Annotated in this window: 18 protein-coding genes, 1 pseudogene and 1 riboswitch; of the genes and pseudogenes, 4 read left to right on the top strand and 15 right to left on the bottom strand. The window is 70.9% G+C overall.

Going from position 1 to position 23,241, the window contains the following annotated elements; genetic code table 11:
* Positions 1–159 precede the first annotated feature (159 nt).
* The gene (locus CCS38_RS25525) at positions 160–750 is read left to right on the top strand and encodes a hypothetical protein (protein ID WP_223735655.1); all 591 of its coding nucleotides are present in this window, start codon (positions 160–162) and stop codon (positions 748–750) included.
* A gap of 37 nt (positions 751–787) precedes the next feature.
* Entirely contained in the window at positions 788–1,195 is a 408-nt protein-coding gene (locus tag CCS38_RS25520; protein ID WP_223735654.1) for a hypothetical protein, read from the top strand.
* A gap of 78 nt (positions 1,196–1,273) precedes the next feature.
* Here the strand turns inward: CCS38_RS25520 and CCS38_RS25515 are convergent.
* The 10 genes and pseudogenes from CCS38_RS25515 to CCS38_RS25475 all read right to left on the bottom strand — a co-directional run.
* Positions 1,274–1,420 (bottom strand): annotated as a pseudogene (locus CCS38_RS25515) (sensor histidine kinase KdpD); the annotation flags it as partial.
* 68 nt (positions 1,421–1,488) lie between these two features.
* A complete protein-coding gene (locus tag CCS38_RS25510; protein WP_223735653.1) occupies positions 1,489–2,172 on the bottom strand; it encodes a response regulator in 684 nt (227 codons plus the stop codon).
* Positions 2,173–2,263: 91 nt separating this feature from the next.
* Entirely contained in the window at positions 2,264–2,935 is a 672-nt protein-coding gene (locus CCS38_RS25505) for a potassium-transporting ATPase subunit C (RefSeq protein WP_223735652.1), read from the bottom strand.
* Positions 2,936–2,949: 14 nt separating this feature from the next.
* Positions 2,950–5,097 (bottom strand): potassium-transporting ATPase subunit KdpB, encoded by a 2,148-nt coding sequence (gene kdpB / locus CCS38_RS25500; protein ID WP_223735651.1) that lies wholly within the window; start codon positions 5,095–5,097, stop codon positions 2,950–2,952.
* Positions 5,094–6,758, bottom strand: coding sequence for a potassium-transporting ATPase subunit KdpA (kdpA, locus tag CCS38_RS25495; protein WP_223735650.1), 1,665 nt, complete (start codon positions 6,756–6,758; stop codon positions 5,094–5,096). The genes kdpB (CCS38_RS25500) and kdpA overlap by 4 nt, the downstream gene beginning before the upstream one ends.
* 7 nt (positions 6,759–6,765) lie before the next feature.
* Positions 6,766–6,855: a K(+)-transporting ATPase subunit F gene (kdpF, locus tag CCS38_RS25490; RefSeq protein WP_065000124.1), complete on the bottom strand. Its 90-nt coding sequence runs from the start codon at positions 6,853–6,855 to the stop codon at positions 6,766–6,768.
* On the bottom strand, positions 6,852–6,983 hold the full coding sequence (locus CCS38_RS35385; protein WP_263302561.1) for a hypothetical protein: 132 nt from the start codon (positions 6,981–6,983) through the stop codon (positions 6,852–6,854). The genes kdpF and CCS38_RS35385 overlap by 4 nt, the downstream gene beginning before the upstream one ends.
* A 198-nt stretch (positions 6,984–7,181) precedes the next feature.
* A complete protein-coding gene (locus CCS38_RS25485; RefSeq protein ID WP_223735649.1) occupies positions 7,182–9,038 on the bottom strand; it encodes an APC family permease in 1,857 nt (618 codons plus the stop codon).
* Between the two features lie 130 nt (positions 9,039–9,168).
* Entirely contained in the window at positions 9,169–10,503 is a 1,335-nt protein-coding gene (lysA, locus tag CCS38_RS25480) for a diaminopimelate decarboxylase (RefSeq protein WP_223735648.1), read from the bottom strand.
* A gap of 4 nt (positions 10,504–10,507) precedes the next feature.
* Positions 10,508–10,861, bottom strand: coding sequence for an SAV_915 family protein (locus tag CCS38_RS25475; protein WP_223735647.1), 354 nt, complete (start codon positions 10,859–10,861; stop codon positions 10,508–10,510).
* Between the two features lie 560 nt (positions 10,862–11,421).
* Between CCS38_RS25475 and kdpB (CCS38_RS25470) the strand changes: the two genes are divergently transcribed.
* Entirely contained in the window at positions 11,422–13,602 is a 2,181-nt protein-coding gene (gene kdpB, locus CCS38_RS25470) for a potassium-transporting ATPase subunit KdpB (RefSeq protein WP_223735646.1), read from the top strand.
* Positions 13,603–13,641: 39 nt separating this feature from the next.
* On the opposite strand, the gene CCS38_RS25465 is transcribed toward kdpB (CCS38_RS25470), so the two are convergent.
* The 3 genes from CCS38_RS25465 to CCS38_RS25455 form a co-directional block, all read right to left on the bottom strand.
* Complete coding sequence (locus tag CCS38_RS25465; protein ID WP_223735645.1) at positions 13,642–14,226, bottom strand: O-methyltransferase; 585 nt, start codon at positions 14,224–14,226, stop codon at positions 13,642–13,644.
* Between the two features lie 77 nt (positions 14,227–14,303).
* Positions 14,304–15,191, bottom strand: a complete 888-nt coding sequence (locus CCS38_RS25460; RefSeq protein ID WP_223735644.1) for a GAF and ANTAR domain-containing protein — start codon at positions 15,189–15,191, stop codon at positions 14,304–14,306.
* Between the two features lie 532 nt (positions 15,192–15,723).
* On the bottom strand, positions 15,724–16,809 hold the full coding sequence (locus CCS38_RS25455; protein ID WP_223735643.1) for a class I mannose-6-phosphate isomerase: 1,086 nt from the start codon (positions 16,807–16,809) through the stop codon (positions 15,724–15,726).
* A gap of 178 nt (positions 16,810–16,987) precedes the next feature.
* Between CCS38_RS25455 and CCS38_RS25450 the strand changes: the two genes are divergently transcribed.
* Positions 16,988–18,112: an acyltransferase family protein gene (locus CCS38_RS25450; RefSeq protein WP_223735642.1), complete on the top strand. Its 1,125-nt coding sequence runs from the start codon at positions 16,988–16,990 to the stop codon at positions 18,110–18,112.
* A gap of 26 nt (positions 18,113–18,138) precedes the next feature.
* Here the strand turns inward: CCS38_RS25450 and CCS38_RS25445 are convergent, their stop codons facing one another.
* The gene (locus CCS38_RS25445) at positions 18,139–20,328 is read right to left on the bottom strand and encodes an FUSC family protein (protein ID WP_223735697.1); all 2,190 of its coding nucleotides are present in this window, start codon (positions 20,326–20,328) and stop codon (positions 18,139–18,141) included.
* 206 nt (positions 20,329–20,534) lie between these two features.
* Positions 20,535–22,865 (bottom strand): 5-methyltetrahydropteroyltriglutamate--homocysteine S-methyltransferase, encoded by a 2,331-nt coding sequence (gene metE, locus CCS38_RS25440; protein ID WP_223735641.1) that lies wholly within the window; start codon positions 22,863–22,865, stop codon positions 20,535–20,537.
* A 155-nt stretch (positions 22,866–23,020) separates the two neighbouring features.
* Positions 23,021–23,237: riboswitch (cobalamin riboswitch) on the bottom strand.
* Positions 23,238–23,241: the final 4 nt, after the last annotated feature.

Below are 23,241 nucleotides of genomic sequence, written 5' to 3'. Positions count from 1 at the left end.
CGTTGACCGGTATCCGGGTGGCCCTGGGGCCGGGCGTGAGCTTAACGATCTCTTGATGGCGGCTGAGGAACGTGGTGCGCGAGGGGTCTCGTCTTCCTGGGTGACCACAGGGACTCACCGGACTGCTCCGGTGAGCACTAACCGAACGGGGATTCAGGAATGGCCCAGAAGAGCCATCGCTTGTTGCTGGTCTGCTCCGCGCTCAGCGCCTCCCTCCTGATCGGAGGGGCTCTGCCCGCGCAGGCGGCCGAGCAGCACAACGACGCCGATGTGGGTGAGCTGATCACCATTCCGGCGGGGGAGGCGCCGGCGACCACGTACGCACGCGTCGTGCAGCGTGCCGAAGAGATACATGCCCGCACCGCGGCGGACAAGAAGTGCACCGGAGTGTGGAAGCACAGCGTCGCCAATGTCGACTGGGACCGCACCCCCGCGGGCACGGTCCGCTGGAACTTCAAGCTGACGGCGAGGTCTCGCGCGAAGCTCGGTCCGGCGGTGACGGTGTCGATGCCCAACGCGTGGGTGAACAACCACGCCATCAATGCGCCGTACGGTCCTCATCCCAGGGCCAGCACCTACAACTTCCACGGCAGCATGAAGAAGTACAACCGCAAGGGGAGCAGCGCGAAGCACACCATCCGCACCAAGGACAAGATCACTTTCTACTGGCTCATCAAGAGCCACAGCAATCCGCGGGCGGGCGCCACGCGGTACATCACGTGCCAGGTACCGCCCAAGGGTTCAGGGTGAGCCGTAGGCGCCGACACCACGCACGTACGGAGAGGGCATGGGCAAGGGCAAACGCAGGAGTGGGACAGCCGGTGCGGGGCGGACGATTGCCGTTCTGGGAGGCCGCCACGAGCTGGAAGTGCGGCGCCTCAAGCCGGGGCCTGATCGGATCGATCTCTTCTACCGGATCACGCCCCCGCTCCCGGAGAGGTGGCGGGACGAGCCCGATGGCTCGATGACGGAGGTCGGGCCGCCGGTCTACCTGTCGTTGGAGGCGGTGGACGACCTCGGCGGGGAGTACCTGGACGGAGGCGGTGCGTTCGGTACCGAGCCAGAAGGCCGGTTCACCGAAGGCTCGGTCTCACTTCAGCCCGGGCCCGCAGCGGGCGTCGGGTCCCTGACCCTTACTCTCTCGCTCACCTGCGGAGAGCACGAAAGCACCCATCGGATCGACATGCCGTTGTGACGCGGTCAGGAACACCGAAGCCGGCAGGCAGGCTGCCGGCTTCGGTGTTTCCTGCGGTCAGGACGTGGCTGTGGACGGGAGGTCTTCGATGTCCTGCCAGCGCTTGGTGTGCCGTGAACCGGGGATGTTGGTGTGGGCCATCTCGTCGACGAGTGCGACGGCCGGGCGGCGGGCCAGCACGGCGTCCAGGTCCATCTCGGTGAAGACACCGCCGCGGTACTCCATACGTCTTGCCGACGCCGGGCGCCGCGCCGAGGGCCGGTTCGTTCCGTCAGGAAGGCGGCGGAGGGAAATCAGGATTCGAAGCGGTAACCCATGCCGGGTTCGGTGATGAGGTAACGCGGGTGCGACGGGTCCGGTTCGAGTTTGCGCCGCAGCTGGGCCATGTACACCCGGAGGTAGTGCGTCCTGTCGCTGCGGGAGCTGTCCCACACCTGCCGGAGCAGGTGCCGTTGCGTGATGAGGCGGCCGGGATGGCAGACGAGGATCTCCAGCAGCTGCCACTCCGTCGGAGTCAGGCGCACGTCCCGGCCTTCGCGGGTGACCTTCTTGGCCACCAGGTCGACGGTGAAGTCCTGCGTCGTCACGGCTGCCGTTCCGGAGGTGAACGGAGCGGTCTTCGTGCGGCGGACCGCGGCGCGCAGCCTGGCCAGCAGCTCGTCCATGCTGAACGGCTTGGTGATGTAGTCGTCGGCGCCCGCGTCGAGCGCCGCGACCTTCTCCTCCGACGCCCGGCGCGCGGAGAGGACCAGGACGGGGGCCCTGGACCGGTCGCGCAAGTTCTTGATGACGTCCAGCCCGTCCATGTCGGGCAGCCCCAGGCCGAGCAGGATGACGTCCGGTTGGCGGGCTGCGGTGAGCCGCAGCGCCGTGGTGCCGTCCGGTGCGACGTCGATGCCGTATTGGCGTGCCTGAAGGCCGATCAGGAGCGCGCGGACCAGCTGGGGGTCGTCCTCCACCACCAGTACCCGGGTCACCGGTCCGCGCCCTTCCTGCTGTGGGGGCGGCCGCCGCGGGTCCTGCTGCGGACCCGACGGCAACCGGTTCCCCTCCGCTCGGGTAAGCCCATCAGTTCTTCCCGGTCAGTTCCTTGAGTGCGATGTTGAGCTGGAGGACGTTGACCCGCGGCTCGCCCATGAAGCCGGCGACGCGGCCCTCGGTGTGCTCACCGACCAGCCGCTGTACGCGTGGCACGGGGAGGTGGTTGCGCGCCGCGACCCGGTGGGCCTGGAGCTGTGCGTAGGCGGGGGAGATGTCGGGGTCCAGGCCCGAGCCGGAGGAGGTGACCGCGTCGGGCGGTACCTGCGACGGCTTCACCCGGTAACCGGCCACGCTGTTGTCCTTCACGACTGCGGCCTGCGCCTCCTTCACCGACTTGACGAGCTCGGGGTTGTCGGCGGCGAGGTTGGTCGCGCCGGAGAGCAGGAGCTTGTACTGGGTGTTGACGGTGTTGGTACCGAGTCCGTTGGAGGGCCGCGGCTGGAACCACTTCAGATCGGGCTGCGGGGTCTCCTGGCCCTTCTTCAGCGGCAGGTCGTAACGCTGGCCGATGAGTTCCGAGCCGACGACCTTCCCGTCCGCCGTCCTGATCTCGGAGCCGTTGGCCCGGTGGCTGAAGGCGGCCTGGGCGACGCCGGTGACGACCAGCGGATAGATCACCCCGGTCACCAGTGTCAGGATCAGCAGAGCGCGCAGACCGGCAGCCAGCAGCCGCACGTTGCGTCCAAGGGGTTTGTTCATGGCGGTCATATGGGTCACCCGATGCCAGGGATGAGGGAGAGGAGCAGGTCGATGAGTTTGATGCCGATGAAGGGTGCGATCAGGCCGCCGAGCCCGTAGATGCCGAGGTTGCGGCGGAGCATCTTGTCCGCGCTGGTCGGCCGGTAGCGGACGCCCTTGAGAGCGAGCGGTACGAGGGCGACGATGATCAGTGCGTTGAAGATGACCGCGGAGAGGATCGCGGAGTCGGGGGAGGACAGCTGCATGATGTTGAGCTTGTCCAGGCCCGGGTAGTCCGCGGCGAACAGCGCCGGGATGATCGCGAAGTATTTGGCGACGTCGTTGGCGATGGAGAAGGTCGTCAACGCACCCCGGGTGATGAGGAGTTGCTTGCCGATCTCGACGATCTCGATGAGTTTGGTGGGGTTGGAGTCGAGGTCGACCATGTTCCCGGCTTCCTTGGCGGCGGAGGTGCCGGTGTTCATCGCGACACCGACGTCGGCCTGGGCCAGGGCGGGGGCGTCGTTGGTGCCGTCGCCGGTCATCGCGACCAGCTTGCCGCCGGCCTGCTCCCGCTTGATCAGCGCCATTTTGTCCTCGGGGGTGGCCTCGGCGAGGAAGTCGTCGACGCCGGCCTCCTCCGCGATGGCCTTGGCGGTCAGCGGGTTGTCGCCAGTGATCATGACGGTCTTGATGCCCATCCGGCGCAGCTCGGTGAAGCGTTCCCGCATGCCCTCCTTGACCACGTCCTTGAGGTGGATGACGCCCAGGACGCGGGCGCCGTCGGCATCCGCCACGGCGACGAGCAGGGGTGTACCGCCCGCCTCGGAGATGGCGTTGGCCAGGGTGTCGGCGTCCTCGGCCACCTGCCCGCCCTGCTCGCGTACCCAGGTGATGACCGAGCCGGACGCGCCCTTGCGGATCTTCCGGCCGTCCACGTCCACGCCGGACATGCGGGTCTGGGCGGTGAAGCCGATCCACTCGGCGCCGGTCAGCTCGCCCTGAGTGCGTTCGCGCAGCCCGTACTTCTCCTTGGCGAGTACGACGACCGACCGTCCTTCGGGGGTCTCGTCGGCCAGCGAGGAGAGCTGGGCGGCATCGGCGACCTCGGCGGCGGTGGTGCCGCGTACGGGTACGAACTCGGCGGCCTGCCGGTTGCCGAGGGTGATGGTGCCGGTCTTGTCCAGCAGCAGCGTGGAGACGTCACCGGCGGCCTCGACCGCGCGGCCGGACATCGCCAGGACGTTGCGCTGGACCAGGCGGTCCATGCCCGCGATGCCGATCGCGGAGAGCAGCGCGCCGATCGTGGTGGGGATCAGGCAGACCAGCAGGGCCACCAGGACGACCATGGTCAGATGCTTGCCCGCGTACGACGCGAACGGCGGCAGAGTGGTGACCGCGAGCAGGAAGACGATGGTCAGCGAGGCGAGCAGGATGTTCAGCGCGATCTCGTTGGGCGTCTTCTGCCGGGCCGCGCCCTCGACCAGATTGATCATGCGGTCGATGAAGGTCTCGCCGGGTTTGGCCGTGATCTTGATGACGATGCGGTCGGAGAGCACCTTCGTACCGCCGGTGACGGCCGACCTGTCACCGCCCGATTCCCGGATGACGGGGGCCGATTCGCCCGTGATCGCGGACTCGTCGACGGACGCCACGCCCTCGACGACGTCGCCGTCGCCGGGGATGATGTCGCCCGCCTCGCACACCACCCGGTCGCCGACGCGCAGTTCGGTGCCCGGTATCTGCTCCTCGCCGGTGCCGTCGGCCGCGAGGCGGCGGGCGACGGTGTCGGTCTTGGCCTTGCGCAGGGTGTCGGCCTGCGCCTTGCCGCGGCCCTCGGCCACGGCCTCGGCGAGGTTGGCGAAGAGGACGGTGAGCCACAGCCATGCGGTGATCGTCCAGCCGAACCAGTCGCCCGGGTCCTTGAAGGAGAACACGGTCGTCAGCACCGAGCCGACGAGCACGACGAACATCACGGGCGACTTGACCATGACCCGCGGGTCCAGCTTGCGGATCGCGTCCGGCAGCGACGTCACGAGCTGCTTGGGGTCGAAGAGGCCCGCGCCGACGCGGCCTTCTTCCTTGTGCCCGGTCGGGACGTCGCTGTGCGGAGCCCGGGTGGGGGTGGCTGTGGACATTGCGTCCTCGTGCTTCTTCGCGGTCTTCTGCGTGTCGGTGGTCATGTCGCCAGTCCTTCGGCGAGCGGGCCCAGGGCGAGGGCCGGGAAGTAGGTGAGTCCGGCGATGATCATGATGGAGCCGACCAGCAGGCCGCTGAACAGGGGCTTCTCCGTGCGCAGGGTGCCCGCGGTCTCCGGTACGGGCTGCTGCTCGGCGAGTGAGCCGGCCAGCGCGAGAACGAAGACCATCGGCAGGAACCGGCCGAGGAGCATGGCGAGTCCGATGGTGGTGTTGAACCACGGGGTGTCGGCGTTGAGCCCGGCGAAGGCCGAACCGTTGTTGTTGGCGCCGGAGGTGTAGGCGTACAGGATCTCCGAGAAGCCGTGCGCGCCGGTGTTGGTCATCGAGTGCGGCGGGGTGGGCAGGGCCATCGCGGCGGCGGTGAAGCAGAGCACCAGGGCCGGGGTGATGAGGATGTAGCAGGCGGCCAGCTTGATCTGCCGCGTGCCGATCTTCTTGCCCAGGTACTCGGGCGTGCGGCCGACCATCAGCCCGGCGAGGAACACCGCGATGACCGCCATGATCAGCATCCCGTACAGCCCGGAGCCCACGCCGCCGGGCGCGATCTCGCCAAGCTGCATGCCCAGCAGGGTGAGGCCGCCGCCGAAGCCGGTGAGGGAGGAGTGGAAGGCGTCGACCGCGCCGGTGGAGGTCAGCGTGGTGGCCACCGCGAAGATCGAGGAGCCGCCGATGCCGAAGCGGGTCTCCTTGCCCTCCATCGCCCCGCCGGCCAGCTCCAGCGCGGGTCCGCCGTGGTGGAACTCGGTCCACATCATCAGCGCGGTGAAGCCCAGCCAGATGGTGACCATCGTGGCGAGAATCGCGTAGCCCTGCTTGAGGGAACCGACCAGCCGCCCGAAGGTGCGGGTGATCGCGAAGGGGATGAGCAGGATCAGGAAGATCTCGAAGAGGTTGGTGAAGCCGTTGGGGTTCTCGAAGGGGTGGGCGCTGTTGGCGTTGGCGAGGCCGCCGCCGTTGGTGCCCAGCTCCTTGATGACCTCCTGCGAGGCGTAGGCACCGCCCTGCCACTGCTGGTGGCCGCCCAGGAACTGGCCGACCTCGTGGATGCCGGCGAAGTTCTGGATCGCGCCGCAGGCGACCAGGACCAGCGCGCCGATGACGGAGATCGGGAGGAGGATGCGGAGGGTGCCGCGGACCAGGTCGGCCCAGAAGTTGCCCAGTTCGCCGGTGCGGGACCTGGCGAAGCCGCGGACCAGGGCCACGGCGACGGCCATGCCGACCGCTGCCGAGACGAAGTTCTGCACCGCCAGGCCGCCGGTCTGCACGACGTGGCTCATGGCCTGTTCACCCGCGTACGACTGCCAGTTGGTGTTGGAGACGAACGAGGCGGCGGTGTTGAACGCCTGGTCGGGGTCGATGGACGCGAAGCCGAGCGAGCCGGGCAGCACACCCTGCAGCCGCTGCAACAGGTAGAGGAAGAGGACCCCGGCGGCGGAGAAGGCCAGCACTCCGCGCAGGTAGGCGGGCCAGCGCATCTCGGTGTCCGGATGCGCGCCGATGGCTTTGTAGATCCACTTCTCCACCCGCAGGTGACGCGGGGAGGAGTAGACCCGGGCCATGTAGTCGCCGAGGGGTCGGTATGCCAGGGCCAGCGCGGCGATGAGTGCCAGCAGCTGGAGCACACCGGCAAGTACGGGGCTCATTGCTGTCTCAGAACCTCTCCGGGTAGATCAGGGCGAGGACGAGATAGCCCAGCAGGGCGACGGCCACGACCAGGCCGACGATGTTTTCGGTGGTCACAGCTTCGTCACCCCCTTGGCGACGAGTGCCACCAGCGCGAAGACCGCGAGTGTGGTGACGACGAAGGCCACATCGGCCATCGAGAGCTCCTGAGAAAGAGGGGAGGATTCGACTGACGGTGAGAGCAAACCGCCGTTTCGCGCCGCTGTGGTCGCCGTTGACGGTTCTCTGACGCGCGGGTGCGGGCCCTTGACGCAACGCATACGCGGACCCGTCTGAGCTGCGCAAATGACGTCGACGGCCCGGACAGGAGCCGTCCGGGCCGTCGAGGTGCAGCGCGCGGTGGGACGCGCCGGAAGGCGCCCGGGCCGCGCCGCCGGTGGGTTTCAGGCCGGCCGGAAGCGCAGCCGGCAGATGACGGCGTCGGTGTCCCGGCGTACCGCGTGGGCGACGACCGCGCCGCGTTGGTTCTGCAGCAGCCGCTGCCACAGGCGGGCCGGCTCGACCTCGGGGATCAGGACGGTGACCTGCGTGCCGGGCTCCGCGGCCGCGATGCCGTGGACGTACGAGGCGATGGGCCGGCCCAGTGCACGGCGCGGGTGGTCCAGACGTACCAGGGGGATGCCCGGGTCCCACAGCGCCCAGTCCCGCGCCAGGGCGTCGGCCTGCGCGCGGTCCTCGGGGTCGGAGTGGCACACGGTCACCGCGCGGACCTCGTCGCCCAGGGAGGCGGCCGCGGTCAGCGCTTCGCTGGTCAGCCGGGACAGTCCGGAGACCGGAACGATGACGAGGGAGCGGTCGCGGTGCGGGCACTGCGGTATGCGGCCGATGCCGAGCCGTTCGCCGATCGCCGCGTACGCGCGGCGCACGGAGGTGAAGGCGGCCACCAGCAATGGCAGGGTGACGACGACGAGCCATGCCCCGTCCGCGAACTTCGTGGCGGTGACCACCACGGCGGAGACACCGGTGAGCAGTGCGCCCGCGCCGTTGAGCGCCGCCTTGGTACGCCACTGGGGTCCGCGCGTCCGGCGCCAGTGCCGGACCATGCCGGTCTGGGCGAGGGTGAAGCCGATGAAGACACCGATCGCGAAGAGCGGGACGAGAGTGTTGGTGTCGCCGCCGGAGAAGATCAGCAGCGCGGCCGAGACCGCGGCCAGCGCAAGTACGCCGTGCCGGTGCACCTGGCGGTCGGCCTTGAGCGCGAAGACGTGCGGCAGGCAGTGGTCGCGGGCCAGCAGTTTCAGCAGTACCGGCAGCCCGCCGAAGGAGGTGTTGGCGGACAGCGCGAGCAGCACCATGGTCGCGAACTGCACGATGTAGAAAGCCCAGTTGTGGCCGAGCGAGGCGTCGGCGAGCTGGGCGAGGACCGTGACGCCCTCGACGGGCTGCAGGTGGAAGCGCGAGATGAGCACCGCGAGGCCGATCAGCATGACGCCGAGGATCGCGCCGAGGGCGACTTCGGCGTGCTGCGCGCGACGGGGCCGAGGAGCGCGGAAGGACGGCACGGCGTTGGCGATGGCCTCGACACCGGTGAGCGCGGAGCAGCCGGAGGCGAACGCCTTCAGCAGCAACAGGGCGCCGACCGCGGTGGCGTTGTCCGCCAGTACGGAGGCGTGTCCCGCGGCGGCCGCGGTGCTCACCGGCGCCGACCGGAACAGTCCCACTCCGATCAGCGCGAGGATCGAAACGATGAAGACCGCGGTCGGCAGGAGGAATGCTCGTGCGGAGTCGACGATGCCCCGCAGGTTCAGTGCTGTGATCAGTGTCAGGACGGCGAGGCACAGCCACAGGCGGTCCGGGTACAGCGCGGGGAAGGCGGAGGTGAGGGCGGCGATGCCGGCGGTGACGGCCACCGCGACGTTCAGTACGTAGTCCAGGACGAGCGAGCCGGCGGCCACCAGGCTCGCGTGCCGGCCCAGATGTGCCTTGGCGACGGCGTACGAGCCGCCACCGTCCGGGAAGGCGGCGATCACCTGACGGTAGGAGGCCACCAGCACTGCCAGCAGCCCGGCGATGGCCAGTGTCACCGGCAGGGTGAACCCGAGCCCGTACCCGCCCGCCGTGGCCAGCACCAGCACGATCGCCTCCGGCCCGTACGCCACTGACGCCATGGCGTCCAGCGAGAGGGCGGCGAGCCCGGTGACGGCCGTGAGCCGGTGCCGTTCGCCGGGGTCGCGGTCGGGCGGGTCCGACGGGTCCTCGTGCGCGGGGGCACTGCCGGATTCGCTGGTCAGGACAGTCATGGGGGTACTCCTTGGACATAGGACGAAACCGTGGGCACCTCCAGGCGGGGGAGGGGAAGACGTCACCGCTCGGAGGAGCCCACGGTGTTACGCCGCCGCACGAGGCAGCGCGTGGGTGAGCAGGGGCCCGTTACCCGACGTCGCGGCTGCTGAGGTCGTCCAGGGACTCCCGCCGTACCACCAGTCGGGAGTGCCCGTCCGCCACGGCGACCACCGGCGGACGGCCGACGAGGTTGTACGCGGACGCCATGGACAGGTGGTAGGCGCCGGCGGCCGGAACGGCGAGCAGGTCACCTGGGCGGATGTCACCGGGCAGGGGCACGTCCGAGGCGAGGATGTCACCCGCCTCGCAATGCCGGCCCACCACGGTCACCCGCGCGGGCCCGGCGGGTGAGAGGCGGCCGACGAGGCGCGGCGCGTAGCGCACCCCGTAGAGAGCCGGGCGCGGATTGTCGCTCATGCCGCCGTCCACGGCGACGAACGTGCGCGACTCGGTGTGCTTGACGGCGAGCACCCGGTAGACAGCGACGCCGGCGGGTCCGGCGATCGCCCGGCCCGGCTCGATGATCAGCCGGGGTACGGGCAGTCCGGCGGCCGCGCAGCCCTGGAAGATCTCGGCGCGGACGGTGCGGGCGAGCGCTGTGATGTCCAGCGCCGACTCCTCCGGCCGGTAGGCGATGCCGTGCCCGCCGCCCAGGTCCAGTTCGCGCGTGGTGAAGCCGTAGGACCGGTGGAGGCGGGCCATGAGCCCGGTCATGCGGCGCACGGCGGTGAGGTAGGGCTTGACGCTGGTGATCTGCGATCCCAGATGGCAGTGCAGGCCGGTCAGTTCCAGCTCCGGCTGGGCGAGGATGCGGGCGATGGCGTGCTGGGCGCTGCCGTCGGTCATCGACAGGCCGAACTTCTGGGCCCCCGTACCGGTTTGGATCTTCTCGTGGGCCCCGGCGCTGATGCCGGGCACGACGCGGACCAGCACCTTGACGCGTTCGTCGTGAGGGCCGACGGCCGCCGCCAACCGCGTGATCTCTGACATGCTGTCGATGGTGATACGGCCCACGCCGAGCCGCAGAGCGGCGGACAGGTCGTCGGGGCTCTTGGCGTTGCCGTGCAGGATGATGCGGTCCGGCGGTACGCCTGCGGCGACCGCGAGCTCCAGCTCGCCGGCCGAGCAGACGTCCAGGCCGAGCCCTTCCTCGGCCACCCAGCGGGCCACGGTGCGGCAGAGGAACGCCTTGGCCGCGTACCGGATGTCCGCGTGCGGGAAGGCGTGCGCGTAGAGACGGCAGCGCTCCCGCACCTCGGCCTCGTCCAGCAGATACACGGGTGTGCCGAAGCGGTCGGCGACCTCGGCGAGCGGTACCCCGCCCACTTCGAGGTCACCGCAGGGCAGCGGAGCGGTGGAGGCGGGCCACACGGACAGCTCGTCCGCAGCCGCGGCAGTCAGGGGGGCGTCGACGGTGGTCATGGCGTCAGCTCCGGCAGAGGGTGACGGCCGGTCGGCCGGCGGTGCGGGTGGGCCGGGGCGCAGACGGAGCCGAGGCGGGGGTGACCACCGCGGGGTCGACGGTCACGCGGGTGACTCCTATGGGAGCGGCGAGGGCTCGCAGCGCCGGCTCACACAACCTGACCCATGCCTGGGCGCGGCCGAGCGTCGCTCCCAGCCGGCGACGAGTGGTGAAGGCGACCACGGTGCGCTCGCCGAAGGGCGTACGGAACAGCCGGGCCGCGCACCCCGTGGGCCCCGGCCGGACGGGTACGTACAGCGGCCCGGCCGGGACGGCATCGAGGGGTTCCGGGTCTTCGACCGGCAGGATGTCTGCCATGACGTTCCTCCTTGAGGAGTGGGAATGAGGGCTCCGGCGCGGGCGGAGAGCCGCGAGGCCGGAACCCGTCATGGAGGGATGCTCATGCCCACGGAACCGCTGAAACGGGCGTGTACGGACGCCTTCTGACGCCTTGCTGACGGCGCGGCGGCGTGTGTTGACGAGTTGCTGACGGGCGGCCGTGTGCCGGTGCGGTCGTCGCTTGGCGCCGTGGCCGGACGGCCCGTCAGGGAGGCGACAAAACGCGGCGTTGCCGTGGTTCCCGGCCTCGCGTCCGGGATACGTTCCTGCTCGGCCACCGGAGGTCGGCGCTCGTCATCGGGACACCGGTCCCGGCCGTTCCCCGCCGGAAACGGCCGGACGCAACACGCCCGGTACCGACAGGAAGCGCACCTCCGGGCGGCGCGCACGCGGCGCCTCCCTCAACACCGCCGCTGTCGCGCGCAGCTCTGCCGGGGCCGGCGCCCCGGCCCCGGCAGAGCCCGGCGCCACCGTCCCCTGTCGACCCACCGGCCGAAACACCGGACAGCCGGCCCGACACGCCCAGAAGGTCACCTCCTATGCTTCCCCCACAGCAGGCGCCCGCCGATCCGACGACCAGCCGGGCACGGTCGGCTGTCCAGGACCGGATCCCGCTTCCGCGGCCCGGGCGCGGCAGACGGCGACGGGCCGCGCCCGCCGGGCTCTTCGACCCCAAGCAGCTGCTGTCGTCCCTGCCCGAGGCCCTGCACAAGCTGCGTCCCCGGGCATTGGCCGGAAAGCCGGTGCTGTTCGTCGTCGCGGTGGGCGCCGCGCTGACGACGCTGTCGGCCCTGCTGCACCCCACCGTCTTCACCTGGGTGATCAGCTGCTGGCTCTGGCTCACGGTCATCTTCGCCAACCTCGCCGAGGCCGTCGCCGAGGGGCGCGGCAAGTCGCAGGCGGAGTCGCTGCGCAAGGCCCGTACGGACACCATGGCGCTTCGGCTGCGCGACAATTGGCGGGTCGGCATCAACCTGGACCGGGCCGAGACGGAGGCGGTACGCGCCACGGACCTTCAGCCCTTCGACTTCGTCCTGGTCGAGGCGGGCGAACCGATCCCCGCCGACGGCGAGGTGGTCGACGGCACGGCAGCCGTCGACGAGTCCACGGTCACCGGCGAGTCCGCGCCGGTCATCCGCGAAGCGGGCGGCGACCGCTCCGGGGTCACGGGCGGTACGACGGTACTGTCCGACCGGATCGTCGTACGGGTCACCTCGCGCCCCGGCCGCACCTTCCTGGACCGCATGATCGCGCTCGTCGAGGGCGCGTCCCGGCAGAAGACCCCCAACGAGATAGCGCTGAACATCCTCCTCGCCGCGCTCACCATCGTCTTCGTCCTGGTGACCATCACGCTCCAGCCGATGGCCGACTACGCGGACTCCGCCCAGTCCACCACGGTCCTGGTCGCCCTTCTGGTCACACTCATCCCGACCACCATCGGCGCGCTGCTCTCCGCGATCGGCATCGCCGGCATGGACCGCCTCGTGCAGCGCAACGTCATCGCCATGAGCGGACGCGCCGTCGAGGCGGCCGGAGACGTGGGCACCCTGCTGCTGGACAAGACCGGCACCATCACCCACGGAAACCGCGTGGCGACCGCGCTCGTACCGCTGCCCGGCATTCCCGAACTGCGGCTGGCGGACGCGGCGCAGCTCTCCTCGCTGGCCGACGCGACTCCAGAAGGCCGTTCCGTCGTCGTCCTGGCGAAGGAGAAGTACGGCGTGCACGAACCCCCGGTGGGCGAGTTGGAGCGCACGCGTTTTGTGGCGTTCAGCGCCCGCACCCGCATGAGCGGCATCGACCTGCGCTGGCCCAACGGCGCCCTCTGCCACGTCCGCAAGGGCGCGGTGCCGCAGGTGATCGACTGGGTGGAGCGGTACGGCGGACAGGTACCGAACGAGGCCCGCTGGTTCGCCGACGCCATCGCCGCTGCCGGCGGGACACCGCTGCTCGTCGCTGTGCACGACTGGGACGGCCCGCGAGCGCTCGGCGTGATTCACCTCAAGGACGTGGTCAAGGACGGCATCCGCGAACGCTTCACCGAGCTGCGCCGGATGGGCATCAAGACGGTCATGGTCACCGGCGACAACCCGCTCACCGCGCGCGCCATCGCGGAGGAGGCCGGCGTCGACGACTTCCTCGCCGAGGCCACTCCCGAGGACAAGATGGCGCTGATCAAGCGGGAGCAGGCGGGCGGCAAGCTGGTCGCGATGACCGGTGACGGCACCAATGACGCCCCGGCCCTGGCCCAGGCCGACGTCGGCGTGGCCATGAACACCGGCACCTCCGCTGCCAAGGAGGCCGGGAACATGGTCGACCTCGACTCCAACCCCACCAAACTCATCGAGATCGTCGAGATCGGGAAGCAACTCCTCATCACGCGCGGCGCGTTGACGACCTTCTCCATCACCAACGACGTCGCCAAATACTTCGCGATCATCCCCGCGATGTTCACCGGTGCCTATCCGAGTCTGTCCGCGCTGAACGTGATGGGCCTGCACAGCCCCACCTCGGCCATCGCCTCCGCCATCATCTTCAACGCCCTGATCATCGTCGCGCTGATCCCACTGGCCCTCCGCGGTGTGCGCTACACCCCGGCCTCCGCCCACGACCTCCTGCGCCGCAACCTCCTGCGCTACGGCCTGGGCGGACTCGTCCTGCCCTTCATCGGCATCAAACTGATCGACCTGCTGCTCTCCGCCGTACCCGGCTTGGGCTGAGGCACCGTGACGGGCGGCGACGGCTCGTGCCGGGGCCCGTTACGCGTCCTTCATGATCACCAGCTCGCCCTTGCCGATCGGGGAGAGGGAGCTGAGGTAGCCGTCCGAGGCCGCGACCAGCCGGTTGAAGTCCTCCAACTGGTGGGCGTGGGAGATCGCGTTGTCGACCACGAGCAGGCAGCCGTCCGCGAGGATCCGCTGCAGGGAGGGCCACCAGTCGGCGTACTGTCCGCGATCACTGTCCAGGAAGATGAAGTCGTACTCGTCGGCTTCGCGCGAGGCGAGGAAGGGGCCGGCCTCGTCCGCGATCTGCTGGATGCGGGGGCGGAGCCCGGCACGCCGGAAGTTCTGCTCAGCCATCGCGCGCTTGTGCGGCGCCTTCTCGATGGTGGTGACCGATCCGCCCTCGCCCACGGCGTCGGCGAGCCACAACGTCGAGTAGCCGTTCGACGTCCCGATCTCCAGCACGTTCCTGGCCTTGCACGCCTTGATGAGCAACGCGAGGAAGACGCCGGTGTCGTGCGTGACGTTCAGCATTTTCCGGCTTCGCTCGTCCGTCGCCTCGTCGTTGGCCCTCCCGAACTCCTCCAGCTCACGCAGCAGTTCAGCGAGATCCTTCTCCATGTTGGCTCCTCCCGCGCATCATGATGCCCCATCAGGCAGCCAGGCCCGGCGCTGTATCGCGACGTACATTCCGACCGTTATCCGGCGCCGCCGTCGATCAGTCGTCGGGCCGGTGCGCCGCGCAGGGCGGTGCCGTGGTGATGGAGGGCTTCCAGGGCGTTGAGCATGATGGTGCGCTGGTGCCAGTCGAGCCACTGGCCGGCCTGTCTTGCCATGGCGTCCATGGCGGTGGCCTGCGCCTGGGTGAGGTCTTGGTTCTCCCGGGGGAGGTGGAGGGAGAACACGCCGACGGTGTGGCCGTCGGCGGAGAGCATCGGCACGCTGTGTGCGGTACGGCTGCCGGCCGCCAGGATCATGTCGCGGGCCGGTTCGCTGACCGCCGGGTCGGTGGCGATGTCGGAGATGACGCGGGACCGGCGCTGGGCGGCGCGGGAGCAGGGGGTCCCTTCGTCGACCACGTCGAAGAATTCCAGGAATTCCTCGCTCAGCCCGCTGTGCTGCTCCATCCGCAGTCCGACCAGGGGGTCCATCACCTGCAGATCGCCCATCGTTGCCTCGGTGAACGTCAGCGCCTGGTGCAGTACCTGCTTCAGGACGGTGCTGCGGTTCACCTTGTCGGGACGGTGGCCGGGCAGAAACCGCAGCACCGGCGGCGTACGGTTGGACCGGCCCGGAAACCACAGGCCCTGCTCATCGTCGGGCCGGGGCACGGAGACCACCGCGGACGCCAGGTCCCGCAGCTTGACGTTGTGCTTCTGTGAACAGCGCTTCATCAGGTCGAAGGCGCTCTGTGCGTCCGGCAGCCGGTAGCGCTCCTGCACGATGCCCTGCGCCTGCGCAATCAGCGGGTGGGTGCGGACCTTGCCACGCAGGTTCCGTACCTCACGGCGGAGCCGGTCGTGCTCCTCTTGCCGCACGTCGGGCGGACTGTCCTCCTTCGGTGCCAGTTCTGCTGGCTCGTGCATGGCTCTCCTCCGGTTCCGGCTGGACCGTGCCCGCGCCACAGGACGCGGGCAGGTATGCAGCGAACCTAACCCAGCGATGGTGAGCCGGTGGACCCGGTGTCCGGCAAGGAGCACATGTACTCCTATGGGCGGCAGCGTCCGGCGGCCGGGGATCGTGAACCGAGCACGGGAGACCGTGAGTTGCCGTCTCTGGCGAAACGGCGGGCGCCGCCCCTCCCTGGGACGGGGAGGAGCGGCGCCCGGTGATGCGGTTCCGTCAGACGAGCCAGCCCACGAAGTGGATGACGCCGGCCAGCACGTTGGTGAGGAAGTCCATCGGGTTGTTCTCCTTGCACATGGTGTGTTTCTGGGACACGCTCCCGCTCCGGAAAGGGACTTCGGCCGGAAGCGGCGCCGTAACGGTCTGCAGCCCGTCGCTTGCGCCCCGTAAGAATCGCCTGCCTCAGGCAACCAAGAAAAGCGCTTTGGGGGCTGATCACGCGTTCTGGGGAACAACCGCTCCCGTGTTCGCGTGTTCGGGGCCGGACGGGCGTCAGGCGCCGGGCCGGCCCAGCCCTTCGCCCAGCGCGGCGATCGCGGCCGCGTCGTGGCCCGCGGCACGGAGCGGGGCGCGGACATCCCGGTCCAGGGCGGGCAGGTAGCCGAGGAGGACGTCGGCCGGGCCGTGGATCTCCACCCGGCCGAGCGCCGCGGGCAGCAGCAGCGTCTCGGCCCGCCCGAGCGGCTCGCTCCCCGCCCCGTACGCCACGGTCACCGCGGGCCCGGCGTTGCTCAGCACGACGGCGGTGTCCAACGAGCGGACCAGCGGCGCGGAGGCCCCCGCGGCCCGCGTCCGCCACCGCTCCAGGGCGAAGTACGGCCCGGCGCAGAGCATCCGCCCCTCGGTCCCGCCGGGCGACGGCAGCCGCAGCCCAGGGTGGAACTCCGGCCGCGGCTCCGGCCGCCACTCGTCGAGCAGCGCCTCGATGTTCGCCCGCCACTCCGCCTCGTCCAGCGGAGAGCCGTCCTCCATCCGGTGCCGCATCGCATGCTGCTGCAGGTCCGAGGTCTGCTCGATCTCGTACACCAGCGTGTCGGGCCCGAAGCTGTGCAGCGTTCCGGCCGGTACGTACAGGGTGTCGCCCGCGCGGACCGGCAGCCGCCGCAGTACGGAGGCGAAGTCCTGGCCGAGCAGCGCCTGGCGCAGCCGCGCGCGGTCCACCCCTGGGTGCACGCCCGCGTACGCGGTGGCACCGGGCGGGGCGTCGAGGATGTGCCACGCCTCGGTCTTGCCGTTCGGCTCGCCCTCCTTGCCGCGGGCCGCGGCGTCGTCGGGGTGGAGGTGGACCGGGAGCGGACGGTGGCCGTCGATGTACTTGGTCAGCAGCGGGAAGCGCGGGCCGTGCCAGCCGCGCCCGACCAGCTCCGCCGGATGCTCCAGGGTCAGGCGGCGCAGGGTCCACCCGGCCAGGGCGCCGTTCCCGATCCGTGCGCCCTCCCCGTCCACGTCGCTGACCTCCCAGGTCTCGGCGACCGGCCCTTCGGGCAGCCCGCCGCGCCCGAGCCGGTCCGGGATGGCCCGGCCGCCGAAGACGTGCTGCTTCACGGGCGTGGTCAGCCGCAGGGGGTACCAGTCCATGCGGCCAGTCTCACGCCGCGGCCGCGGCCCCGCACGGCCGGGTGCCCTCGGCAGGGGAGACCACACGGCCCCCGGCCGACACCCGCCCGCGGCATTCGACGCCACGCCCCATGGCCCCCTAGGGTCGTCCCCTACAACGTGTAGGAGGGAACACCGCGGTCATCGCCGAGGAGGTCACGTGGGACAGCGCTCGCCGGACACGCAGGGCACGGGACGCGATCCGTTCTTCGACAACGCGAAGCTGCTGGCCATGGTGCTGGTGGTGGCCGGGCACGCCTGGCAGCCGCTCAAGGACAGCCATGCCGTGTGGTCCGGCTATCTGTTCCTTTACATGTTCCATATGCCGCTGTTCATCGTGATCTCCGGCTACTTCTCGCGGAGCTTCGCCTTCAAGCCCGAGCAGGGCAAACGGCTGATCACCGGCATCGCCGTGCCCTACCTCCTCTTCGAGGCCGCGTACACCCTCTACGGCAACGCCGTCAACGGCCGCCACAACGACCTCAGCCTGCTCTCCCCGTGGTACCTCACCTGGTTCCTCGCGGCGCTCTTCGTATGGCGGCTCACCGCCCCCGTATGGCGGGCCATGCGCTGGTACGTCGCGGTCGGCCTCGCCCTCGCCGTCGCGCTGATCGGCGCGGCCACCCCGTTGAGCGGCGTCCTCAACCTCGCCCGCGTCCTGCAGTTCCTGCCGTTCTTCGTGATCGGCCTCGTGCTGCGCCCCGAGCACTGGCAGCTGCTGCGGGCACGGTGGGTACGGATCGCCTCGGTACCGGTGCTGGCGGGCGGCGCGGTCATGGCCTACTGGGTCAAGGGCCGGATGACCGCCCAGTGGGCCATGCACAACCACAGCTGGGAGGACCTGCACGTCTCCTGGCCGGTCGGGATGGCGATGACGCTGGCCACCACCGCCTGCTCGCTGGTCCTCGCGGTGGCGTTCCTGGCCTGGGTCCCGCGCCGCCGCACCTGGTTCACACAGCTCGGCGCCGGCACCCTCTGTGCCTACCTGCTGCACGGCTTCTTCGTGCGCACCGCCGCCTGGGAGGGCTGGTTCGACGCGCCCTTCTGGCACACCCCGGCCGGCGAACTGACCGTCACCGCCTTCGGCGTCGCCCTCGCGCTGGCGCTCACCTCGCCCCCGGTCCGCCGCTTCTTCCGGCCGGTCATGGAACCGCGGCTGGACTGGGCGTTCCGCCTGCCCCCGGCCATGTCAGGCCGCTCCCGGCCGCGCCCGACGCCGGACCACTCGGCCGACGAGACCCGCGTACCGGCCGCGAGCACGGGGAGCCGCACGACGTCCGGCTGAGGCCGGTACGCCGAAAAAGAGGGCTCTCAGCCGGTCGTCCCCACATTGCGGCCCGACACCGGGACCTCCAGCGGGCGGGCGAGGCCGATCACGCCCTCGTCGAGGCGCTGGAGGTGGCGCAGGACGCGGAAGGTGACCGTGCCCGAGGCGGGCCCGGCGGTGCCGTTCGCCTCCAGTACCGAGGCGATGCTCGCGCCCGAGGAGACCTCGCCGCGGGCGCTCTCCTCCACGACGCGCGCGACGATGATGTCGATGTTCCGGGCGATGCGCTTGCCGGCCCGCTCCAGCCGCGGGTCCGCCGCGACGTTCTTGCTGTACGGCACGAGCTCGGCCGTCGCCGCCAGCGAACGGGCGTGGTACGCGCAGGTCTCCAGCAGCGCTACCAGATAGCGGGCGGTCTGCCGGCGGCCCCGCAGCGGCGTGATCGGGTGCGTCAGCGGCTGCGTGGAGGCACGGAGATCGTCCAGCGCCGAGTCCAGGTCGCGCGCCTTGTCCAGCAGGTCGGCTGCGGGGCCGCCACTGAGCTGCGCCACCGCGGCCGTCACCACGTCGCGCAGCCGCTCCAGCACCGTGCCCAGCAGCTCGTCCGTGCGGCGGTCGGTGTGCACCGGCAGCACCAGCACGGCGGCGATGATCCCGCAGGCCGCGCCCAGCGCCGTCTCCTCGATGCGCAGCACCAGCACGGCCAGGCTGTAGGTGTTCAGCAGCGTGTAGAGCAGGCCCAGCATCGCGGTGACGCAGAAGGACATCAGCGCGTACGACAGCGGCGCCGTGAAGAACATCCCGAAGATGAAGAGCAGTACGAGGGCGAACGCGAGCCAGGTGTTGTTCCCGACGAGCCCCGCGAGCGCGACACCGGCGACCACGCCGAGGACCGTGCCCACCAGCCGGCGGTAGCCCTTGACCAGGATCTCGCCCGTCGAGGCGGTGTTGAGGAAGACCACCCAGCAGGTCAGCACCGCCCAGTACCAGCGCTGGCTGGAGAGGAACTCGCCGCCGATGATGGCCAGCGTCGAGCCCACCGCGACCTGGAACGCGGCCCGGGTGGTGGGCCGCTGCAGCCCGGTGCGCTCGTCGTCGGCCTCCTCGCCCGCCTCGTCCAGACCGGCCATCGCGACGTCCTCGGCGTCGAACTCCTCACGGGAGCGGGCCGTCGCGGGGGTGTCGTCGGACGCGTCCTGCGGTCCGTCCAGCGCGAGCCGTAGACCCAGCACGGCGCGCGCGGCCTCACCGATGCCGCGGAAGACGTCCTGGACGGCGGGCGAGGCCGCCGGCAGCTTGTCCTCGTCGCGGTAGCCGAGCAGCCGGTTCCGTACGTGGGCCAGGGCCATGCCGCGCTCGTCGGCACCGCGGCGCGCGATCAGCAGGTGCAGCGCGCTCAGGTCCCGGCGCAGGGTGCGGGTCGCGGCGTCCTCGCGCGGCAGCCGTTCGGCGGCGACCTGCAAGGGCGCGTGCGGCAGATGCATCGTGATGGTGTCGGCGCGCTCGGCGCTGCGCGCGTTGAGCAGGATGACGCCCAGCCGCTCGGCGGCGATCTCGGCGTCCGCGATACGGCGCTGGAGCCGCGCCGCCGTCGCCTCGTCCCGGGTCCCCTCCTCCAGCCGGCCCTGGATCATCAGGGCCGCCTCGTGCAGCCGGGCGGTGCGCCGCCGCAGACTGTCCAGGACCTTGTCCAGGTCGTCCGGAGTGGCGTCGAGCAGCTCTATCTGCGCCGCCACCAGCTGCGCGAGCCGCGCCCTGAACGCCTCGCGGAGCCGCCCCAGGGTGCGCTGGGGCGTCTCCGGTACGACGGCGAAACGGACGACCGCGCTGCACGCGAACGCGACGGCCAGCGTCAGAGACAGCTCCGGCAGCGCGCCGACGGTGGCCTGGACGAACAGCGACACGAAGTAGACCTGGAAGCCGATCAGGCCGAGGGCCGTGCCGCGGTCGCCGAACCGCCGTCCGTACACCGCGCCGAAGATCAGCAGCACGAAGAAGATGTCACCGGCGATGATCCGGGTGTGCAGGAGCGCTCCCAGCGACATCGCGGCGAGGGCGACGGGCAGGCCGCACGCGAGCGTGACGGCCTGGCCGCGCACCTCCTTCTCCTTGATCGCGAAGGTGGCGACCATGGCCGTCATGGCGCCCGCCACCATGTGGTTGACGTCCGTGCCGAGCAGCGCGAGGACGGCGAGGGCCAGTACGATCGCGCCGACCGTCCGCAGCCCTGCCATCAGCCGCAGCAGTCCCGGGTCGGACGCCGCGAAGCGGTCCCAGGTGCGGACGCCGGCCCGCCGTGTCGCTGCTATCACGCTGCCGTACTCTCCCGATGCTCGCCATGATCCATGGAGGCCCCAGCATCGCATGAGTCATGCCCCGGTACCGAGGTCGGCGTTCCGGTGACCGTCGACGGCCGCGAGCATCAGGAGTCATCGGAGAGTCAGGGAGTGTCCCTCCGCGTCAGAACCGTCCGGCGGACGCGGCGGGCCGCCGCGACCAGGTGCTCCAACGACGTACGGGTCTCCGGCCAGCCCCTGGTCTTCAGGCCGCAGTCGGGGTTGACCCACAGCCGCTCGGCGGGAACGGCCGTCAGTGCCGCGCGGATCAGGGCCTCGATCTCGTCGGTGTCCGGGACGCGCGGCGAGTGGATGTCGTAGACGCCCGGGCCGACCTCGCGCGGATACCCGGCGGCGGCCAGCTCGCCGGCCACCTGCATATGGGAACGGGCCGCCTCCAGGCTGATCACATCGGCGTCGAGGTCGTCGATGGCCGGCAGGATGTCGCCGAACTCCGCGTAACACATGTGCGTATGGATCTGGGTGTCCGGACGCACGCCGCCGGTGGCGAGCCGGAACGCCTCGGTGGCCCAGGCCAGATAGGCCACGTGGTCCGCGCCGCGCAGCGGGAGCGTCTCGCGCAGCGCCGGCTCGTCCACCTGGATCACCGAGGTGCCCGCCGCCTCCAGGTCGGCCACCTCGTCCCGCAGCGCCAGCGCGACCTGGCGCGCGGTGTCGGCGAGCGGCTGGTCGTCACGGACGAAGGACCAGGCCAGCATGGTGACCGGGCCGGTGAGCATGCCCTTGACCGGCCGCCCGGTGAGCGACTGCGCGTACCGGGTCCAGCGCACCGTCATCGGCTCCGGGCGCGAGACGTCACCGGCCAGCACCGGCGGGCGGACGTAGCGGGTGCCGTAGGACTGGACCCAGCCGTGCCGCGTGGCGAGGTAGCCGGTCAGCCGCTCGGCGAAGTGCTGCACCATGTCGTTGCGTTCCGGCTCGCCGTGCACCAGGACGTCGAGCCCGGCCTTCTCCTGGTAGGCGACGACCTCGCGAATCTCCGCCGCGATGCGCTCCTCGTACGCGGCCTCGTCGATCCGCCCGGCGCGCAGATAGGCGCGGGCGGTGCGCAGCGCGGCCGTCTGCGGGAAGGAGCCGATGGTGGTCGTGGGCAGCGGCGGCAGCCCGAGGTGGGCGCGCTGGGCGGCGGACCGCTCGGGGTACGGCTGGGAGCGCCGGCAGTCGGCGGCGGTGACGGCCGCGGCGCGGGCCCGGACGGCCGGGTCGTGGGTGAGCGCCGCGCCGGTGCGGGAGGCGAGGTCGGCGCGGTTGGCGGCGAGTTCGGCGGCGATGACGCCGGTGCCGTGCGTCAGTCCGCGGGCCAGTGTGACGAGCTCGGCGGTCTTCTGCCGGGCGAAGGCGAGCCAGCGGGCGATCTGCGGGTCGATGTCGCGCTCGGCGGCCGCGTCCAGCGGGACGTGCAGCAGCGAGCAGGAGGCCGCCACGTCCACCCGGTCGGCGAGGCCCAGCAGGGTGCCGAGGGTGGCGAGGGACTTCTCGTGGTCGTCGATCCAGACGTTGCGGCCGTTGACGACGCCCGCGACCAGCCGCTTGCCGGGCAGGCCGCCGGCCGCCGCGAGGTCGTCCAGATTGCCGGCCGCCGTCTCGGTGAAGTCCAACGCCAGTCCCTCGACGGGGGCCTTGGCCAGTACCGGCAGGGCCTCGCCGAGCCGGCCGAAGTAGGTCGCGACCAGGAGCTGCGGGCGGTCGGTGAGGGCGCCGAGGTCGCGGTAGGCGCGGGCCGCCGCGTTGAGTTCGGCCGGGGTGCGGTCCTGCACGAGCGCCGGCTCGTCCAGTTGTACCCACTCGGCGCCGGCTGCCCGCAGATCGGCGAGGACCTCCGCGTACACGGGCAGCAGCCGGTCGAGCAGGGTCAGCGGCTCGAAGCCGGGGTCGACACCGGGGGCGGGCTTGGCGAGCAGCAGGTAGGTCACGGGGCCGACCAGGACGGGCCGCGCCGTGTGGCCGAGCGCGCGGGCCTCGCTCAGCTCGCCGGCCTGCTTGCGCGAGTCGGCGGCGAAGACGGTGTCGGGGCCCAGTTCCGGCACCAGGTAGTGGTAGTTGGTGTCGAACCACTTGGTCATCTCCAGCGGCGCCGCGTCCTGCGTGCCGCGGGCCATGGCGAAGTACCCGCCCAGGGCGTCCGTTTCGACGGCGGCGCGGTGCCGGGCGGGGATCGCGCCGACCATGACGCTGGTGTCCAGTACGTGGTCGTAGTACGAGAAGTCGCCGGTCGGCACCTCGTGCAGGCCCGCCTCCGTCAGCTGCCGCCAGACGGAACGGCGCAGGTCCGCGGCGGTCTTCTGGAGCGCGTCGGCGGTGACGCGGCCCTTCCAGTACCCCTCGACCGCCTTCTTCAGTTCCCGGTTCGGTCCCTGCCGGGGATAGCCGTACACGGTGGCCCGTACGGCCGTGGCGGTGTTTTTGCTGGTCACGTGGCTCTCCTTCGCGAGCGTGTCTCCGAGTGCCCGGCGACGGGCACGAGAGCGCGAAGGGAGTGCACAGCGGACGGGCCGCCGCGCACTCGTGTGCCGCGTCCCTGCTGTACGCCGACCCGCCCTCGAGGTCACCGGGAGACCGCACACGACGGGTCGCGTGCGGGCAACGGGCAGGTCTTCGGACTCACGAGCACGTCCGCCCGAAGGCGAACACCTACTGGCCGTCGCTTCCCGGACCCGGTCGGTCCAGTGCGTATGACGGCGGTCGTTCTCGCTCACCGCTGCGGGGCAGTCCCGGATTCCCACCGGGTTCCCTCTTGCGACGCGCCTGCCTGGCGGACAGGGCGAACCAGCTGCACGCATCAGGCTATGC

Origin of the sequence: Streptomyces purpurogeneiscleroticus (assembly GCF_020024005.1) — a bacterium.
Taxonomy (GTDB): Bacteria; Actinomycetota; Actinomycetes; order Streptomycetales; family Streptomycetaceae; genus Streptomyces; species Streptomyces purpurogeneiscleroticus.
Note: the sequence above shows the minus strand (reverse complement) of the source record. Positions and strands in the feature narration are given on the sequence as shown.

What these genes read in the sequence shown, in the direction of transcription:
- kdpA (WP_223735650.1), bottom strand. Translation starts at nt 6,758, where the DNA reads ATGAGCCCCGTACTTGCCGGTGTGCTCCAGCTGCTGGCACTCATCGCC.
- CCS38_RS25525 (WP_223735655.1), top strand. Translation starts at nt 160, where the DNA reads ATGGCCCAGAAGAGCCATCGCTTGTTGCTGGTCTGCTCCGCGCTCAGC.
- CCS38_RS25505 (WP_223735652.1), bottom strand. Translation starts at nt 2,935, where the DNA reads ATGAACAAACCCCTTGGACGCAACGTGCGGCTGCTGGCTGCCGGTCTG.
- kdpB (WP_223735646.1), top strand. Translation starts at nt 11,422, where the DNA reads ATGCTTCCCCCACAGCAGGCGCCCGCCGATCCGACGACCAGCCGGGCA.
- CCS38_RS25445 (WP_223735697.1), bottom strand. Translation starts at nt 20,328, where the DNA reads ATGGCAGGGCTGCGGACGGTCGGCGCGATCGTACTGGCCCTCGCCGTC.
- CCS38_RS25475 (WP_223735647.1), bottom strand. Translation starts at nt 10,861, where the DNA reads ATGGCAGACATCCTGCCGGTCGAAGACCCGGAACCCCTCGATGCCGTC.
- CCS38_RS25485 (WP_223735649.1), bottom strand. Translation starts at nt 9,038, where the DNA reads ATGACTGTCCTGACCAGCGAATCCGGCAGTGCCCCCGCGCACGAGGAC.
- lysA (WP_223735648.1), bottom strand. Translation starts at nt 10,503, where the DNA reads ATGACCACCGTCGACGCCCCCCTGACTGCCGCGGCTGCGGACGAGCTG.
- kdpB (WP_223735651.1), bottom strand. Translation starts at nt 5,097, where the DNA reads ATGACCACCGACACGCAGAAGACCGCGAAGAAGCACGAGGACGCAATG.
- CCS38_RS25520 (WP_223735654.1), top strand. Translation starts at nt 788, where the DNA reads ATGGGCAAGGGCAAACGCAGGAGTGGGACAGCCGGTGCGGGGCGGACG.
- CCS38_RS25465 (WP_223735645.1), bottom strand. Translation starts at nt 14,226, where the DNA reads ATGGAGAAGGATCTCGCTGAACTGCTGCGTGAGCTGGAGGAGTTCGGG.
- CCS38_RS25460 (WP_223735644.1), bottom strand. Translation starts at nt 15,191, where the DNA reads ATGCACGAGCCAGCAGAACTGGCACCGAAGGAGGACAGTCCGCCCGAC.
- CCS38_RS25455 (WP_223735643.1), bottom strand. Translation starts at nt 16,809, where the DNA reads ATGGACTGGTACCCCCTGCGGCTGACCACGCCCGTGAAGCAGCACGTC.